17 protein-coding genes are annotated in these 15,051 nt (G+C 68.1%); 11 read left to right on the forward strand and 6 right to left on the reverse strand.

Going from position 1 to position 15,051, the window contains the following annotated elements; all coding sequences use genetic code 11:
• Positions 1–93: 93 nt before the first annotated feature.
• The 6 genes from AC5592_RS23015 to AC5592_RS23040 all read left to right on the forward strand — a co-directional run bounded on the left by AC5592_RS23015 (position 94) and on the right by AC5592_RS23040 (position 5,685).
• Positions 94–1,485: a DUF445 domain-containing protein gene (locus AC5592_RS23015; RefSeq protein WP_084507041.1), complete on the forward strand. Its 1,392-nt coding sequence runs from the start codon at positions 94–96 to the stop codon at positions 1,483–1,485.
• Positions 1,486–1,591: 106 nt separating this feature from the next.
• Entirely contained in the window at positions 1,592–2,209 is a 618-nt protein-coding gene (locus AC5592_RS23020; RefSeq protein WP_051025211.1) for a helix-turn-helix domain-containing protein, read from the forward strand.
• Positions 2,206–2,886 (forward strand): hypothetical protein, encoded by a 681-nt coding sequence (locus AC5592_RS23025; RefSeq protein ID WP_063065411.1) that lies wholly within the window; start codon positions 2,206–2,208, stop codon positions 2,884–2,886. The genes AC5592_RS23020 and AC5592_RS23025 overlap by 4 nt, the downstream gene beginning before the upstream one ends.
• A gap of 117 nt (positions 2,887–3,003) precedes the next feature.
• Positions 3,004–3,300 carry a DUF2516 family protein gene (locus AC5592_RS23030; protein WP_030516156.1) on the forward strand — a complete coding sequence of 99 codons (297 nt, stop codon included), beginning with the start codon at positions 3,004–3,006 and terminating at the stop codon, positions 3,298–3,300.
• Between the two features lie 84 nt (positions 3,301–3,384).
• Positions 3,385–4,413, forward strand: coding sequence for an alpha/beta fold hydrolase (locus AC5592_RS23035; protein WP_063065412.1), 1,029 nt, complete (start codon positions 3,385–3,387; stop codon positions 4,411–4,413).
• Positions 4,414–4,668: 255 nt separating this feature from the next.
• On the forward strand, positions 4,669–5,685 hold the full coding sequence (locus AC5592_RS23040; protein ID WP_036506039.1) for an alpha/beta fold hydrolase: 1,017 nt from the start codon (positions 4,669–4,671) through the stop codon (positions 5,683–5,685).
• 218 nt (positions 5,686–5,903) lie between these two features.
• Here AC5592_RS23040 and purU read toward each other — a convergent pair whose 3' ends face one another.
• Positions 5,904–6,791: a formyltetrahydrofolate deformylase gene (purU, locus tag AC5592_RS23045; protein WP_039781213.1), complete on the reverse strand. Its 888-nt coding sequence runs from the start codon at positions 6,789–6,791 to the stop codon at positions 5,904–5,906.
• 109 nt (positions 6,792–6,900) lie between these two features.
• On the opposite strand from purU, the gene deoC reads away from it, so the two are divergent.
• Positions 6,901–7,575, forward strand: a complete 675-nt coding sequence (gene deoC, locus AC5592_RS23050; protein ID WP_036506096.1) for a deoxyribose-phosphate aldolase — start codon at positions 6,901–6,903, stop codon at positions 7,573–7,575.
• 8 nt (positions 7,576–7,583) lie between these two features.
• Here deoC and AC5592_RS23055 read toward each other — a convergent pair whose 3' ends face one another.
• On the reverse strand, positions 7,584–8,339 hold the full coding sequence (locus tag AC5592_RS23055) for an LmeA family phospholipid-binding protein (RefSeq protein WP_083871307.1): 756 nt from the start codon (positions 8,337–8,339) through the stop codon (positions 7,584–7,586).
• 115 nt (positions 8,340–8,454) lie between these two features.
• Between AC5592_RS23055 and AC5592_RS23060 the strand changes: the two genes are divergently transcribed.
• Positions 8,455–9,078 carry a type IV toxin-antitoxin system AbiEi family antitoxin gene (locus AC5592_RS23060; RefSeq protein WP_036506035.1) on the forward strand — a complete coding sequence of 208 codons (624 nt, stop codon included), beginning with the start codon at positions 8,455–8,457 and terminating at the stop codon, positions 9,076–9,078.
• Between the two features lie 29 nt (positions 9,079–9,107).
• On the opposite strand, the gene AC5592_RS23065 is transcribed toward AC5592_RS23060, so the two are convergent.
• The 3 genes from AC5592_RS23065 to AC5592_RS23075 are packed head-to-tail and all read right to left on the reverse strand — an operon-like array spanning position 9,108 to position 10,967.
• Complete coding sequence (locus tag AC5592_RS23065; protein ID WP_036506033.1) at positions 9,108–9,893, reverse strand: hypothetical protein; 786 nt, start codon at positions 9,891–9,893, stop codon at positions 9,108–9,110.
• Between the two features lie 35 nt (positions 9,894–9,928).
• Positions 9,929–10,444 carry a DUF2505 domain-containing protein gene (locus AC5592_RS23070; protein WP_036506031.1) on the reverse strand — a complete coding sequence of 172 codons (516 nt, stop codon included), beginning with the start codon at positions 10,442–10,444 and terminating at the stop codon, positions 9,929–9,931.
• 37 nt (positions 10,445–10,481) lie between these two features.
• Positions 10,482–10,967 carry a DUF2505 domain-containing protein gene (locus AC5592_RS23075; RefSeq protein ID WP_036506029.1) on the reverse strand — a complete coding sequence of 162 codons (486 nt, stop codon included), beginning with the start codon at positions 10,965–10,967 and terminating at the stop codon, positions 10,482–10,484.
• A gap of 41 nt (positions 10,968–11,008) precedes the next feature.
• Here AC5592_RS23075 and AC5592_RS23080 point away from each other — a divergent pair, with 41 nt between their 5' ends.
• Entirely contained in the window at positions 11,009–12,100 is a 1,092-nt protein-coding gene (locus AC5592_RS23080; RefSeq protein WP_083871306.1) for a UDP-N-acetylmuramate dehydrogenase, read from the forward strand.
• 63 nt (positions 12,101–12,163) lie between these two features.
• Complete coding sequence (locus AC5592_RS23085) at positions 12,164–13,411, forward strand: L,D-transpeptidase (protein ID WP_036506027.1); 1,248 nt, start codon at positions 12,164–12,166, stop codon at positions 13,409–13,411.
• Between the two features lie 16 nt (positions 13,412–13,427).
• Here AC5592_RS23085 and AC5592_RS23090 read toward each other — a convergent pair whose 3' ends face one another.
• Complete coding sequence (locus tag AC5592_RS23090) at positions 13,428–14,162, reverse strand: SDR family NAD(P)-dependent oxidoreductase (protein WP_063065413.1); 735 nt, start codon at positions 14,160–14,162, stop codon at positions 13,428–13,430.
• Positions 14,163–14,220: 58 nt separating this feature from the next.
• Between AC5592_RS23090 and AC5592_RS23095 the strand changes: the two genes are divergently transcribed.
• Entirely contained in the window at positions 14,221–15,045 is an 825-nt protein-coding gene (locus tag AC5592_RS23095) for an alpha/beta fold hydrolase (RefSeq protein WP_063065414.1), read from the forward strand.
• The last annotated feature ends 6 nt before the right edge of the window (positions 15,046–15,051 follow it).

The following is a 15,051-nucleotide window of genomic DNA, read 5'->3' on the forward strand; positions in this document are numbered from 1 at the left end:
CCCCCGGCGCGTGCCGTTCGGCCGAGGCGGCGACGGACCGCGGGGTGAGCGGGCGCACGTCGGCGGCGCCGATATTCCAGCCAGAATGGGGATATGGAGCAATCTGCCGGCAGCGCCCCCGTCCTGGCGGAAGCGAACGCGCATCCCGATACCCGGGCGGGAGTGGGAAATACCACACGGTCCGGGAGCCGCGGTGCGCCGGAACCACCGTCGTCGTTCGCCGACCTGATGGACGAATCCGGGAAGAAACGCGATCTGCGCAAGATGAAGATGGTCGCGACCGGATTCCTGGCGGCGGCCACGGTCGTCTATCTGATCTGTTGCTGGCTCGGTTCGCGCGATATCGGCGGCAGCTGGGTCGGCTATGTGCGCGCGGCCTCGGAGGCCGGCATGGTCGGCGCGCTGGCGGACTGGTTCGCGGTCACCGCGCTGTTCCGGCATCCGCTCGGCCTGCCCATTCCGCACACCGCCATCATCCGCAAGAAGAAAGATCAACTCGGCACCAGCCTGGGCGATTTCGTGCGCACCAATTTCCTCTCGCCCGACACCGTGGCGACGAAGGTGAACTCGGCGCAGATCTCGTTGCGGCTGGGGACGTGGATGGCCGATCCCCGGCACGCCGCGCGGGTGTCGGAGGAGTCCTCGACCATTCTGCGGGCCGTGATCGGCGCGCTGCGCGACTCCGATGTCGAGCAGGTGATCGACCAGACCATCGTCAAGCGCATCGCCGAACCGCAGTGGGGGCCGCCGATCGGGCGGGTACTCGCCGAGCTGCTGGCCGAGAACCGGCAGGAGCCGCTGCTGGATCTGCTGGCCGAGCGCGCCCACCAGTGGGCGCTGGCGAGTCAGGAGACCCTGGACCGGATCGTCATGCGCGATGCCCCGTCGTGGGCGCCGAAATTCGCCAATATCCTGCTGTCGGAGAAGATCTACCGGGAATTGGTGGAATTCACCTGGAAGATTCGCTCGCAACCCGATCACGAGGTGCGATTGGCGGCGAACCGATTTCTCGAGGATTTCGCCCGCGATCTGCAGTACGACGAGGCGATGATCGCCAAGGCCGAGCGGGTGAAGACCGAGATCATGGGCCGCGAGGAAATTACCGGAATGGCGCGCGCGACCTGGCGTGCGGCCAAACGGATGATCCTGGAATCGGCCGACGATCCGGGCAGCACCTTGCGCCGCAAGATCTCGGAGAATGTACAGCAGTTGGGTCAGCGTCTGGTCGACGAACCCGAACTCACAAAACAAGTGGACGCTTGGGTCGAACGCAGTGTGAGATATCTCGTCGCCAACTACGGTTCCGAGATCGCGGCCCTGATCAGCGACACGGTTGCCCGGTGGGATGCCGATGAGGCGAGTCGCAAGATCGAATTGCAGGCGGGGCGCGATCTGCAATTCATCCGGATCAACGGCACCGTCGTCGGATCACTTGCCGGCCTGGCGATTTACGCCGTATCGCATTTACTGTTCCCAGGCTTCTGACAACCGCTGCCGGAAGTTTGCCGAAATAGTGCTAACAGGGGTGCTTGCAAGAGTTAGCACCCTCATTTAGAATCGACCGTACAACCGCCGGAAGGTGAGCAGTGTGATGGCACAGGAACCAGAGGTTTCTGATCGGAACACGGGGGAAACCGCAGAGACGTCTGCGGTTCCCGGAGACCGGGTGGGTCGCGTAGCCAACGCGGCGCACGACATCGGAGGCTTCATCCGGGCGCAGCGGGAGGCCGCTCAGGTCTCGTTGCGTCAGCTCGCACAGCTGGCGGGGGTGAGCAATCCGTACCTGAGTCAGATCGAGCGCGGATTGCGCAACCCGTCCGCCGAGGTACTCACGCAGATCGCCAAGGGTCTGCGCGTGTCTTCGGAGGTCTTGTACGTCCGGGCCGGCTACCTCGAACAGAGGGAGCACAGCCCGGTGCGGGACGCACTGCTGGCCGATACCGACATCACGGAGCGGCAGAAGCAGGTGCTCCTGGACATCTACGAGTCGTTCCGCCGCGAAAACGGTGGGAACGACGACGGAGGGAACGTCTCGGAATCCGTTCAGGGGGAATCCGAGGGGGGCGTTCCAGGGGGGAGCAGGGGCGGTGTGCCCGAGAGCCCGAGGGGCGGTGCACCCGAAAGCCCAAGGGACAACGAGGTTCCGCACCATGCCACCGATGGCAGTACTACCGAAATCTCGCCACGCCAGGAGAACGAACAACCATGACCCAGCCCAACGTCACTGTCACCAAGCCGATCTACGCGACCGTCGGAGCCGGTGACGCGCTCTACGCGGCGGTCAACGACATCGTCGACCGTGTCCGCGACCGCGCCGCCACCGTCGATGTGAACTCCCGCGTCGAGGAGGCTCGCGAGCGCCTGTCGAATCTGCCTGCCGATGTGCAGGACCAGATCGAGACGCTGCGCGGCCGCTTGACCGGACTGCCCTCCGAGCTGCCGGACGACCTCGCCGAACTGCGCGAGAAGTTCACCCCGGAGGAGCTGCGCAAGCTGGTCGACCAGTACTACCGCCAGCTGGTGGATCTGTACTCGGATCTGGCCGTGCGCGGTGAGGAGACCGTCGACCGGCTGCGTTCCAACCCCGGCTTCGACGAGCGTTTCGACAAGGTCGAGGGCATCTACACCGATGTCGTCACTCGCGCCGAGGACGTCCTGAGCAAGGTGTCCGATCAGGCCCGTGGGTTTCTGGGCAAAGCGGCCGAGGAGGCCGACGAGGCCGCCGCGGTCGTCGACGCCGAGGTCGTCGCGGTGACCACCGAGGCCGCCGCCGAGGAGCCCACCCCGGCGAAGAAGGCCCCGGCGAAGAAGGCCCCCGCCAAGAAGGCGCCGGCCAAGCCCGCCACCACCACCGCCGCGAAGAAGACCACTCCGGCCAAGAAGTAATTCGGCCGCAGGAGAAAACCGGCCGAGGGGTAATCCGGAACCGTCACACGGATCCGGGTCGTACCGGATCCCGCAACGCCCGCATGCACACTGCCGCATGCGGGCGTTGCTTCTATCATGGGTGCTGTGTACCAGCTGACTAGTGCAATCCTGTGGCTGCTCTGGCTCGCCGCGATGGCTGCGACCATCTTCGCGCTGGTGCACGCGATTCGGCAGCGTGCCGACGCGTTCACGGCCGTGGACAAGCTCACCAAACCCATCTGGGTCTCGATCCTCGCGGTCGCCCTCGGTTTCCTGCTGCTCGCCCGCACGCCGGTCGGATTGCTGGGGATCGCCGCGGTGATCGCCACGGGCATCTATCTGGCCGATGTGCGGCCGAAGGTCGACGAAATCCAGCGCGGTCCGCGCTGGTGAACCCACCGTCCCCGCGCTTGCACTAGCAAGCACCCACTCCTTCGGGTTACTGTATCGATCAGTAACACACAAAGGAGTGTTCTCATGCAGGCAACGTTGCCCAGCACGGTGGCGGGGATCGCGCAGCGTCTCCGCGGGCTGCTGTCCGCTCATCGCGCCGCCCTGCGCACCCGGTCCTACGACCTGCCCGCACTGAATCCGCCCGCGGTGCCGTGTGAGGTGACGACGGTGACCGCCTCCGACGGCGCCAGGCTGCGCGTGCACAGCTACGGTCCCGCCGACGGCGAGGCGATCGTGCTGGCGCACGGCTGGACCTGCTGCATCGAATACTGGAATCCCCAGATCAACGCCTTCGCCGGCGAATACCGCGTGATCGCCTACGACCAGCGCGGTCACGGCGAAAGCGAATCCGGCACCGCGCCGCTGTCCACCGACCTGCTGGCCGACGATCTCGCGGCCGTGCTGGACGCCACCCTGCGTCCCGGTCAGCGCGCGGTCCTGGTGGGGCACAGTCTCGGCGGGATGACCATTCAGGCCTGGGCCGGCCGGTATCCGCGCCAGGTCGCCGCGCGGGCCGATGCGGTGGTGCTGGCCAATACCGCCTCGGGCGACCTGATCGCCGAGACCACCGTGGTCCCGCGATTCAACCGGGGTCCGCTCGCGCTGCCGTTCCCGGTCGGTCGCCTCGGGCTCGGCCTGCCGGTGGTGTTCCCGCCGATCGGGCCGGTGAAGTGGATCTTCCGCCGCCAGATCATGAGTCTGACGTCGACCGGCGAGGTGGTCGACTTCGCGCTGGCGATCGTGCGCTCGTGCCCGGCGATGGTGCGTTCGCGATTCGGTTTCCTCTTGGCCGAACTGGCCCTGCAGAGCTGTACCCGCTGCGTGACCGTGCCGACCACGGTGATCGCCGGTTCCGCGGACGATATGACGCCGCCGGTGCACTCCGAGCGCTTGGCCGAGGAACTGCGCTCGGTCGGCGCGTTCCGCAAGCTGGTCGAACTGCCGACCGGCCACCTGGGCAACGTCGAGGCATACGAGGCGTTCAACGACGAACTCGCCGAGGTACTGGCCGAAACCTACGTCGCGCGGCGCCTGCGCGAGGCGACCGCTTAGCCGGTTCGGCAATCACGTGGCGAATTCGGCGTAGCACTTCCGTGGCGCCGAGCGATAGATGCGGGTAGTGGGACGTTGCGTCGGCGGACGTGAATGCCGTTGGGCGGAATGGGTATTCGGTCTACGCGGGGGTGCGAGCAGCGCTGATGGCCGGCTTGGCCGGACAAAAGTGCGAAACCGGAAATTCTTCGCTGCTTGCACTAGCAAGCACCGTTGCTAGCGCGGTAACGTGCGGTAGGACACAAAGGAGTGCTCATGCTGGTGAACCTGCCCGAGAACGTTGCCGATCTGCGGACCGGCATCGGCGCGCTGACCGGCGGATATCGCGCGAAGATGCGTTCGCGCACCTACCGCACGGCCGAGTTGAACTGCGCACCCGACCCCGAGGTCCTCTCGGTCACGACCACCGACGGTGCCCGGCTGCGCGTCCACGCGTACGGCCCGGCCGACGGCGATGTGATCGTCTTCGTGCACGGCTGGTCCTGCTGTCTCGAGTACTGGAACCCGCAGATCAACGCCTTCGCCGGCGACTACCGCGTCATCGCGTTCGACCAGCGCGGACACGGCGACAGCACCTTGGGAACCGGCCGGTTCGACGCCGAACAGCTTGCCGACGATCTGTGCGCCGTCCTGGACGCGGCGGTGCCCGCGGGACGTAAGGCCGTGCTGGTGGGACACAGCATGGGCGGCATCACGATTCAGGCCTGGGCCAAATTCCACCCGGAACAGGTGGCGCAGCGCGCGAGCGCGGCCCTGCTGCTGACCACGACGGCGGGCGATATCGCCGCCGAAACGCGAGTGCTCCCCATCTTCAACGACATCGTCCCGGCCCCCAACTGGCTGGGACGTGCCCTGTTCGGTCAGCCCGTGCCGTTCCCGGCCGGGGCCCCGGTGCGCGGAATCTTCAAGGCGCGCATCATGAATCGATACGCCACGGCGGACCAGGTGGATTTCGGCCTCTCGATCGTGCGCTCCTGCCGTCCGCTGGTGCGGGCGAAGTACGCCGTGGCGCTGATCGAACTCGAAATCCACGGCGCCGCAGCGAATCTGTGCATTCCCACCAGCGTCATGGCCGGCGCCTACGACAATCTGCTGCCGGAGAGTATGTCGCGCAAGATCGCCGACGAGCTCGCCGCGGCGGGAAATCTGGATCGCTATTCGGTCCTGGCCACCGGACATCTGGCGAATATCGAAGCGAGCGCGGAGTTCAACGCCGAACTGCGCCGATTGATCGAGGTCACTCGCTTCGGCCGCCGTGCGGTGGCGGGCTGAGCGCCCCGCGACGGCCCGCCGGGGCTGGACGTACTCGCGGCGCGGGTGCATCCTGGTGACCCACGTTCGGATCGGGAAGTCGCCACCAGACCTGTCGTAGCGGAGCCGCACTGCCGGCTCCGCGCGGCGAGGACGGCAACACGATGCTGAATCGTGTTGTCCGCCAAGGCCGGTCAAGGGCGCCCGGTCTTGGCCCGCCGCGTGACGAGAAGGCCCCGCTAGGAGAAGACGACGGTGCGCCGCCCGTGCACCAGCACTCGCCCCTCCAGATGCCAGCGCAGTCCGCGCGCCAGCACCACCCGTTCGATGTCACGGCCCTGCCGGACCATGTCGCGCACGGTGTCGGCATGGTCGATGCGGCTGACGTCCTGTTCGATGATCGGTCCCGCATCCAGGTCGGCGGTGACGTAATGACAGGTCGCGCCGATCAGCTTCACGCCGCGCGCGAAGGCCTGATGGTAGGGGCGCGCCCCCACGAACGAGGGCAGGAAGCTGTGATGGATGTTCAGCGCCCGCCCGGCCCAGTGCTCGCACAGGTCGGCCGGCAGCACCTGCATGAACCGAGCCAGCACCACCGCGTGCGGATCGTGGGCGTCGGTGAGTTCGCGTACCTGCTCGAAGGCGGGGCCGCGTTCGGCCGGATCGGCGGGAAAGGGCACGTGGTGGAACGGAATACCGTGCGCGCGGGTCATCTCGCCCAGATCCGGATGGTTGCCGATCACCGCTTCGATGGTGGCCGGCAACTCACCGCTGGCGGCCCGCCCGAGCAGATCGTGCAGGCAGTGCCCGTCGCGGCTGACCAGCAGGACGGCGCGGCGGCGCCGCCCGGAATCCAGCAGTTGCCAGTCGGTCTGCGGGCCCAGTTCGGCGGCGACGACGGTGAACCGCTCGCGCAACTCATCGATGCCGAACGGCACGGTCGCCGCCGCGATGGCCTGGCGGGTGAAGAACCAGCCGGTGTCGGGATCGGAGTGATAACCGGCCTCCACGATCGACCCGCCGAATTCGGCGATGAACGAAGTGATGCGGGCGATGATGCCCGGTCGGTCGGGACAGCCCAGGCTCAGGACGAAACGCCGATCATCGGCTGACACGGTGCCACTCATGCGCACGATCCTCGCAGGTCGCGCGCAGTTCGATCACGGCACCCGGGCGGCGGGCCGCAAAGCCGGTCCGGGGTGGTCGAATTCGCGTGCTGTGCCAGACTTGGTCCTCATGTCCGACACCGCCCCCACCGCCTACACCCGTGCCCAGGTCGCCGCGATGATCGATCACACGCTGCTGGCCCCCGAGGCGACCGCCGCCGATGTCGCGAACACCATCGCCGAGGCTCGCGCCCTGGGCGTCTACGCGGTGTGCCTGTCGCCGTCGATGCTGCCGGTGACCGCTCCCGGGCTGGCCGTCGCCACGGTCGCAGGCTTCCCCTCGGGTAAACACCACTCCCTGGTGAAGGGCACCGAGGCTCGATTCGCGGTAGAGCAGGGCGCGGCCGAAGTCGACATGGTGATCGACGTCGGCGCGGCGATCGCGGGGGACTACAACGCGGTGCTCGCCGATATCGTCACCGTGCGCGAGGCGGTCGAGGACCGGGCGCTACTCAAGGTGATCATGGAATCCGCGGCGCTGTCCGACGCGGCGATCGTCGAGGTGTGCCGCGCCGCCGAACGCGCCGGCGCCGACTTCGTGAAGACCTCCACCGGATTCCACCCCGCGGGCGGAGCCGAGGTGCGAGCCGTCCGGTTGATGCACGAGACCGTGGGCGGGCGGCTCGGCATCAAGGCCAGCGGCGGCATTCGTACCGCCGCCGCGGCCGCCGAACTGATCGCCGCCGGTGCGACCCGGCTGGGGTTGTCCCGATCGGCGGATGTCCTCGCCGGTTTCCCGGAGTAGGCCCGCGATCAGCAGCGGATCTCCGTGTCGCCACCGCCCTGCAGGGTGGTCGGCCCGCCGCGCAACGACACCGAGATCCCGTTGTCGGTGACCTTCATGCTGGTCGGCTGCATACCCAGCGGGTAGTTCTGCAGGCTCTGCGTCATCGAACCGACGATGCTGTCGACCAGGTCGGTGGGCAGCCCCAGCCCGAGCAGTGACGCCGACTGCGTGCTGACCTCGATCTTGCCGTCGACGATGTGCGGCTGAACCTTCAGATCGGCGATCCCGCCCAGGACCTTCAGGTCCAGGGTGCCGCCGGCCGGATCCGATTCCACGCCGGAGACGAGACCGCTGAGGGTCTGGGCGATGCCCTCGTTGCTCCAGGTCGCGTCGGCGGAGCTGCTGCCGACCTTCGCGCCGCCCCGCCCGCCGTCGAGCAGGGTGATGTCGTTGAGCTTGGCGTGCACCTTCATGTCCACGGCCGGGCCGAACTTGGCGTCGTCGCTGTCGACGGTGATGTATTGGACCTTGTGGTCGACAGCGGTGAACAGCAACGGCTTCGGCCCGAATCCCACATCGACCTTCGATCCCAGCTCCTTCTCGACCTGGGAGGCCATGCACTGCTGATTCTTGTGCCGCAGATAGGTTTCGGCGCCCGCCGCGGTGCCGACCAGTGCGAGCAGCACGACGAGTCCGACGATCAGTGCTATGCGCCGCCCGTTGCGGCGTCGGGGTTCACCCGCCGGTGCGGGAGCGGGTACCGCGGTGTCCGGAGTGGTCATGGCAACCGATTCTTCCCGAGCTTTCTGAGCCCGCTCTGTGGAGCCTGTGAGGCTTGTCATGCAGAGGCATGCCGATTGTGACATGAGGCACATCGGTCCGGCGTAATCTGGTCCCATGTCCGCGCACGATGCAGAGGATGCCGCGGCTGCGCGCCGACCGGGGGATTCCGAGCAAGGGTGGTGGGTGCTGCGCCAGCTCGCCGACCGGCACGCCGGATACTTCACCACGCGCATCGTGTTGCGGGCCGGATGCGAGCACCGGATCCGCGGCGCCCTCTCCGACGGTTCGGTGATCCGCGTCGGCCTCGGCATCCTGCGGATGGCCGATTGGCCGGACGGTCCACTCGACGAATACGCCATGTGGGCGGCCTGGTTCGACGGCGCCGCCGCCGTCTCCCACCACAGTGCCGCCGAACTGCACGGCCTGGGCCGGCTGCGCCCGCGCTTCCTGCACCTGTCCGTAAGTGCGGGCCGCCCGCCCGCGGCGCCCCGGCTGGTGGTCCTGCGCCGCGAGCTGCACCGCGATGATGTGGAATCGGCCGGTGCGTTCCTGGTGACCACACCCGTGCGGACCGTCCTCGATCTCGCCGAGACCGGGATCGGTCAGGGTGCGCTGGACGAGGTGGTCGCCGACGCGGTCGCCATCCATCGCTGCATTCCGCACGAAATCGCTTCGGCGAGTGCGGGTTTGGCGCCGCACGCGGCCGCGCGGGTGCGCCGGGCCCTCGCCGCGGCATAGGGCGCACCGTCGTCCGAAGACCTTCCGATTCAACCGGGCCGCACGCACTCCCACGGCACCGAGAGCACACAGTCACGCATCCGGCGGCGATAGTTCCGCACCGGAAAACCCTGCTCCCGCAACAGTTGCGCCGCCGCCCGCCAGCGCACGCGCGGACCGTACACCGCCATCGGCGCGGCATGCGACCACGCGCGATCGGCGGCGGTCAGCAGTGTGTGCACGCGTTCGCCGCGAATATTGCGGTGGATCAACGCCTTCGGCAGGCGTTCGGCGATATCGGAGGGTTTGTCGACGGTGAACGGATCCCAGGCCAGCGTCAGCGAGATCGGTCCCTCGCGGTCGAGCAGAATCCACGCGCAGCGGCGGCCCAGTTCGTCGCAGGTGCCTTCGAGCAGGAGTCCCTCGGGCGCCGATCCGCCGAGTATGGTCGCCCACGCCCCCGCGACCTCGCTCTCGTCGTATTGCCGCAGCACGTTGAACGCCCGCACCAGCACCGGTCGCAGGCCCGCGAGTTCGAATCCGCCGCGGGCGAAGCGCACGCCGTCGCGATCGGGAACGACGCGGGCGGGATCGATCTCCAGACCGACCACACGCATGTCGCCGCGAACGCGGCGTAGCCGGGCCGCCAACTCCAGCGTGGTCACCGGACTCGCCCCGTAGCCCAGATCGACCACCAGCGGGTCCGCGGCCGACCGCAGCCGCCGCACCACCAGCGGGTCGTGGGTCAGCCAGCGGTCGCTGCGGCGCAGCCGATTGATTCCGGTGGTTCCGCGCGTGATGGCGCCCACCGGGGCGGTCCGGGCTCGAGATGTCATCGCGGTGACGCGGGCGTGCGGTGGAACAACGAGATTCAGACCGTCGGGCGCTGCTCTTCCAGCCACTGCTGGGTGAATTCGGCTTCGGCGCGGAACAGGTCCACCAGGTTGACCAGCATCATCTGCTCGAGTTTGGGGCCCAGCATCGGAATGAAGACCTTCGCCACGGGTGAGGTGCGCAGGGTGCAGCCGGTCTCGGTGGGAAACAATCGCACGGTGCCGGTCAGCGTGCCCGGACCGGCCGGAACCGAGGCGCTGAACTCGCCCTCGACCTCGGGGCCGAACGGTCCGTAGCTCTCCTTGCGAGTGATCACGAGATCCTTGCGCATCACGGTCTGCGCGATTTCGGGCAGCATGTCGCGCGGCAGGATGTGCCGGAGTTCGAGTTCGATACCGTCTCCGTCGGCCTGCAGGTGGACCACCTCGTTCGGCGAGTGCTTGCGCATCTCCTCCATCCGCGCATCCCAGTAGGCACGGTTGGACAGCGCCGCGTACACCTCTTCGGTGGTGTGCAGCGGATAGCGAGCGGAATAGTCCAGTCGGCGGGCCATGGGGGACCAGGGTACTGGTCCCCGGCGCGGCCCCGGATCAGTGGTTGGTGATCCAGGTGTTGGTGAAGTCGGTCTCCGAGGCCAGCAGTTCCAGCAGTTTTTCGGCCACCACGGCCTCGATCTTCTTGCCGAACAACGGGATCGTCACCTCGACCGAGCCGTCGACGACGGCCTGGGAGGCGGTGGCGGAACCGGTCAGGGTGACCGTGCCGCGCACCTTCGCGGGCGCACCCTCGACGTGGGCTTCGAAAACGCCGGACAGGCCCTCGTAGTTCTCGGTACGCGGGATGATCAGATCGCCCGGGCGCACCGAGGTGATGGCGGGGGGCAGTTCGGAGGCGGGGATGGTCTGCACCATCTCCACGCGGAGCCGATCACCGTCGGCCGAGAAGGAGTCCAGCCGCGCACCGGGCCCGCCGACCTCCGCGATGCGGTCCTTCCAGTACTGCTCGTCGGCGAGCGCAGCACGCACCGCCGCGGCGGGGTGCGCGTAGTGAGCCGTGTACGCCAGGGGTGTCGCCATGGTGTGACACGCTACCGTCTTTCGATGTGCAGACATCTCGAGTGGTGGCATTCGACAACGTGCGTGAGTTGCTGAGCGCGACCGGCGCGCGGGTGCGCGAATCGGTGCCGCTGGCCCAGCTGACCACGCTGCGGGTCGGCGGACCCGCGACGGTCGCCGAATGTCGCACCACGGAGGCACTCGTCGAGACGGTGCGCACCCTCGACACCGCGGGCGTTCCGGTGTTGCTGGTCGCCGGTGGTTCCAATCTGCTGATCGCCGACAGCGGGTTCGCCGGCGTGGTCGTTCGCATCGCCACCGATGCGGTCGAACTCGGATCCGGCAGCGTGACGGCCGAGGCGGGCGCGGACTGGGACGGTGTGGTCGCCGCGACGGTGGCGGCCGGATTCGGCGGACTCGAGTGCCTGTCCGGAATTCCGGGTTCTGCCGGTGCGACGCCGGTGCAGAACGTCGGCGCCTACGGCGTCGAGGTGGCCCAGGTGCTGCGCCGGATTCGGCTGCTGGATCGCGTGAGCGGCGAAATCCGCTGGGCCGCACCGCAGGAACTCGGCTTCGGTTACCGCACCTCCGTGCTCAAGCATTCCGATCGAGCGGTGGTGCTGGCGGTGGAGTTCGCGGTGAATCCGGACGGTGCCAGCGCGCCGCTGCGATACGGCGAACTGGCCCGCGCCTTCGACGCCACCGACGGCGAGTCCCGTCCCGCCGCGGCCGTGCGCGAGGCGGTGCTCGCACTGCGGGCCGGTAAGGGCATGGTGCTCGATCCGGCCGACCACGACACCTGGAGTGCCGGTTCGTTCTTCACCAACCCCGTCGTGGCGCAGGATCGGGCGCCGGCCGTCCTCGACGCGATCCGGGCACATGTGGGAGATATCACTATTCCGACCTATGCCGCCGAGGGCGGGGTGAAATTCTCCGCGGGCTGGCTGATCGAACGGGCGGGTTTCGGTAAGGGTTTCCCAGGTCCGGAGGCTCCCGTCCGGTTGTCGACGAAACATACGCTCGCCCTGACCAACAGGGGTTCTGCCCGCGCGGCGGACCTGGTGGACCTGGCACGCACCGTGCGGGCGGGCGTCGAACAGCGCTTCGGAATCAGGCTGGAACCCGAACCGGTGACCGTCGGGCTCGAGCTCTAGGGGTGGCGGGCGCCACGTCGCGAACGGGCCGGGCTGTCGGAGGGGCGCGGTAAATTCGCGGAAGTGAACATTCGAGGAATTGCCGGCCGCCGGGCCGTACTGGCCGGGGCCGGCCAGCTGGCTGTGGCCGCGCTGGTGGCCGGATGTTCGGGCAGTGGCGGGGGCGGTTCGTCCGCGCCGAAGGAGTCCGGCCCGGTCGCGAAGCTGACATTCGAGCCCGGCGGCGGTGCCGCCGACGTGAACCCGGTCGCACCCGTCTCGGTGACGGTCGCCAGCGGCCGCATCGACCGGGTCGCGCTGACCAATCCGGACGGTAAGCAGGTCACCGGCACCCTGTCGCCCGACAAGAGCAGTTTCACGGTCACCGAGCCGCTCGGTTACGGCGTCACCTACACCTGGTCGGGCACGGCGGTCGGCACCGACAACAAGCCCGTGTCGATCGAGTCGAAATTCACCACCCTCGCCCCCAAGCAGACCGTGTCGGCCACCATCAACATCGGCGACGGTCAGGAGGTCGGCATCGCCGCGCCGATCATCCTGCAGTTCAAGAAGCACGTCGAGAACAAGGAAGCGGTCGAGAAGGCGCTGACTGTGACGACCACCCCGGCAGCCGAGGGAGGCTGGGCCTGGCTGCCGGACGAGAACGGTGGCTCCCGCGCGCACTGGCGTCCGCGCAACTATTGGGCGCCCGGCACGGCGGTGACCTTCGCGGCCAAGCTGTACGGCCTGGACCTGGGCGGCGGCGCCTACGGCAACTCGGATCTGTCCTCGCAGTTCACCATCGGCCGCAGCCAGATCGTGAAGGGGTACGCACCCAGCCACCGGGTGCAGGTGATCCGCGACGGGTCCACGCTGTTCGACTTCGCGTGCAGTTACGGCGAGGGCAACGAGGCGCGCAATGTGACGCGTTCGGGTATCCACGTGGTGACCGAGAAGTACGAAGACTTCCTGATGTCGAATCCGCCGTTCTACACCAACGTTCGCGAACGCTGGGCGGTACGCATCTCCAACAACGGCGAATTCATCCACGCGAACCCGGAATCGGCGTCCGCGCAAGGTAATACCAACGTCACCAACGGCTGCATCAACCTGAGCACCAGCGACGCCCAGCAGTACTTCCCGACGGCCATGTACGGCGACCCGGTCGAGGTCACCGGCACATCGATCGCCCTGTCCGCCGCCGACGGCGACCTCTACGACTGGACCATCGACTGGGACACCTGGAAGACCATGTCGGCGATCCAGGGCGAGCCCGCACCGGTGGTCTCGGCGACTCCGGTGGCGCCGGGACCGGTTCGCGGCGGGAGCTAGCGCTCACCGCCCCGGCTCAGCTGCGGCGGGCGAAGCGGCCGGCGTCGGCTTGGTCGCGCGGCTTCACCACGATGGTGTCGAGGTTGACATGCGGTGGGCGGCTGGCGACGAAGCCGATGATCTCGGCGATGTCGGTGGCGAACAGCGGGTCGATGCCCTCGTAGACCTTGGCCGCGCGCTCGGTGTCGCCGCCGAACCGGACCAGGGAGAATTCGGTTTCGACCGCGCCCGGCGCGATTTCGGTGAGCCGCACCGGCTTGCCCAGCAGTTCGCCGCGCAGCGTGCGGTGCAGGACGGCCTGCGCGTGTTTGGCCGAGGTGTAGCCGGCGCCGTTGTCGTAGGGCTGCAGGGCGGCGACCGAGGTGACGGTGACGATCAGTCCGTCACCGGAGTCGATCAGTTTCGGCAGCAGCGCCTTGGTCACCCGCAGCGTGCCCAGCACGTTGGTCTCCCACATCCACCGCCAGTCGTCGAGATCGGCCTCGGTGACCGGTGCCAGCCCCTTGGCTCCGCCGGCGTTGTTGACCAGCACGTCGGCGCGTTCGACCGCATCGGTGAACAGGCGCACCGACGACTCGTCGGTGACATCCAATTCGATTGCGGTACCGCCGATTTCGTCGGCCAGCGCCTGCAGCCGATCCATCCGGCGCGCCCCCACGTAGACGTGATAGCCCTGTTTGGCGAGCTCGCGGGCGGTGGCCTCACCGATTCCCGAGCTCGCTCCGGTGACGACGGCATGACGGGTGCTCATGGGAACCGAGCCTAGCGTGCGGGCATTGCCGGAATTCCGGCCCGTTAGCCTGGCGAGCATGGCGATTCGGGAAGTGGTCAGCGCGGACGGAACCAATATCGTGTATCAGGTCTCCGGACCCGAACAGGGACGTCCGCTGGTGTTGCTGCACGGGTGGGCCGGCACGTTGCGGTGCTGGGGTCGTGCGGCGGAGATTCTGGCCGAGACGTTCCGGGTGATCGCCGTCGATCTGCGCGGACACGGCTACTCCGGTGCGCCCGAGGCCGGCTACGACGATCCGAAGAACTGGGCGGCCGACGTCGCCGCGGTGCTGGCCGCCGAAGACATCACGGCCGGTGCGGTGCTGCTGGGCTGGTCCTACGGCGGCATCGTGCTCAGCGATTATCTGACCGCGTACGGCACCGGCGCTCTGGCCGGGGTGGTGTACTGCGGATCGCAGGCCGGTATCGGCCGGGGCGTCGAGGGTGCCCAGCCCGGGCCGGCGATGCAGAAGGCCATTCCCGACGTGTTCGAGGAGAGCGCCGGCCGGGCGATGCGTGGATTCGCCGCCTTCGGCAACGCCAACACCGGGCCGGGCCGGGACAAGGGCGAGGACGCCCAGCGCCTGTTCGGCGGCAGCCTCGCGACCCCGCCGCGGGTTCGCAAGGCGCTGTTCTACCGCACCGTCGACAACACCGAGACCCTGCGCGACCTGGACGTTCCGGTCTTCGTCATGCACGGCACCGCCGACCCGGTGGTCCCCGTCGAGAACGGCCGCTACATCGCCGAACAGGCCCCCGAGTCGCGCACCTCGTTCTGGGACGACGCCCAGCACGGCCTGTTCGTCGAGGACCCCCAGCGCTTCGCCGATGAACTGACCGAATTCGTTGCGTCGCTGCGGTGATCCCGC

The sequence above is a fragment of the Nocardia violaceofusca NBRC 14427 genome (genome assembly GCF_963869435.1).
Classification (GTDB): domain Bacteria; phylum Actinomycetota; class Actinomycetes; order Mycobacteriales; family Mycobacteriaceae; genus Nocardia; species Nocardia aobensis.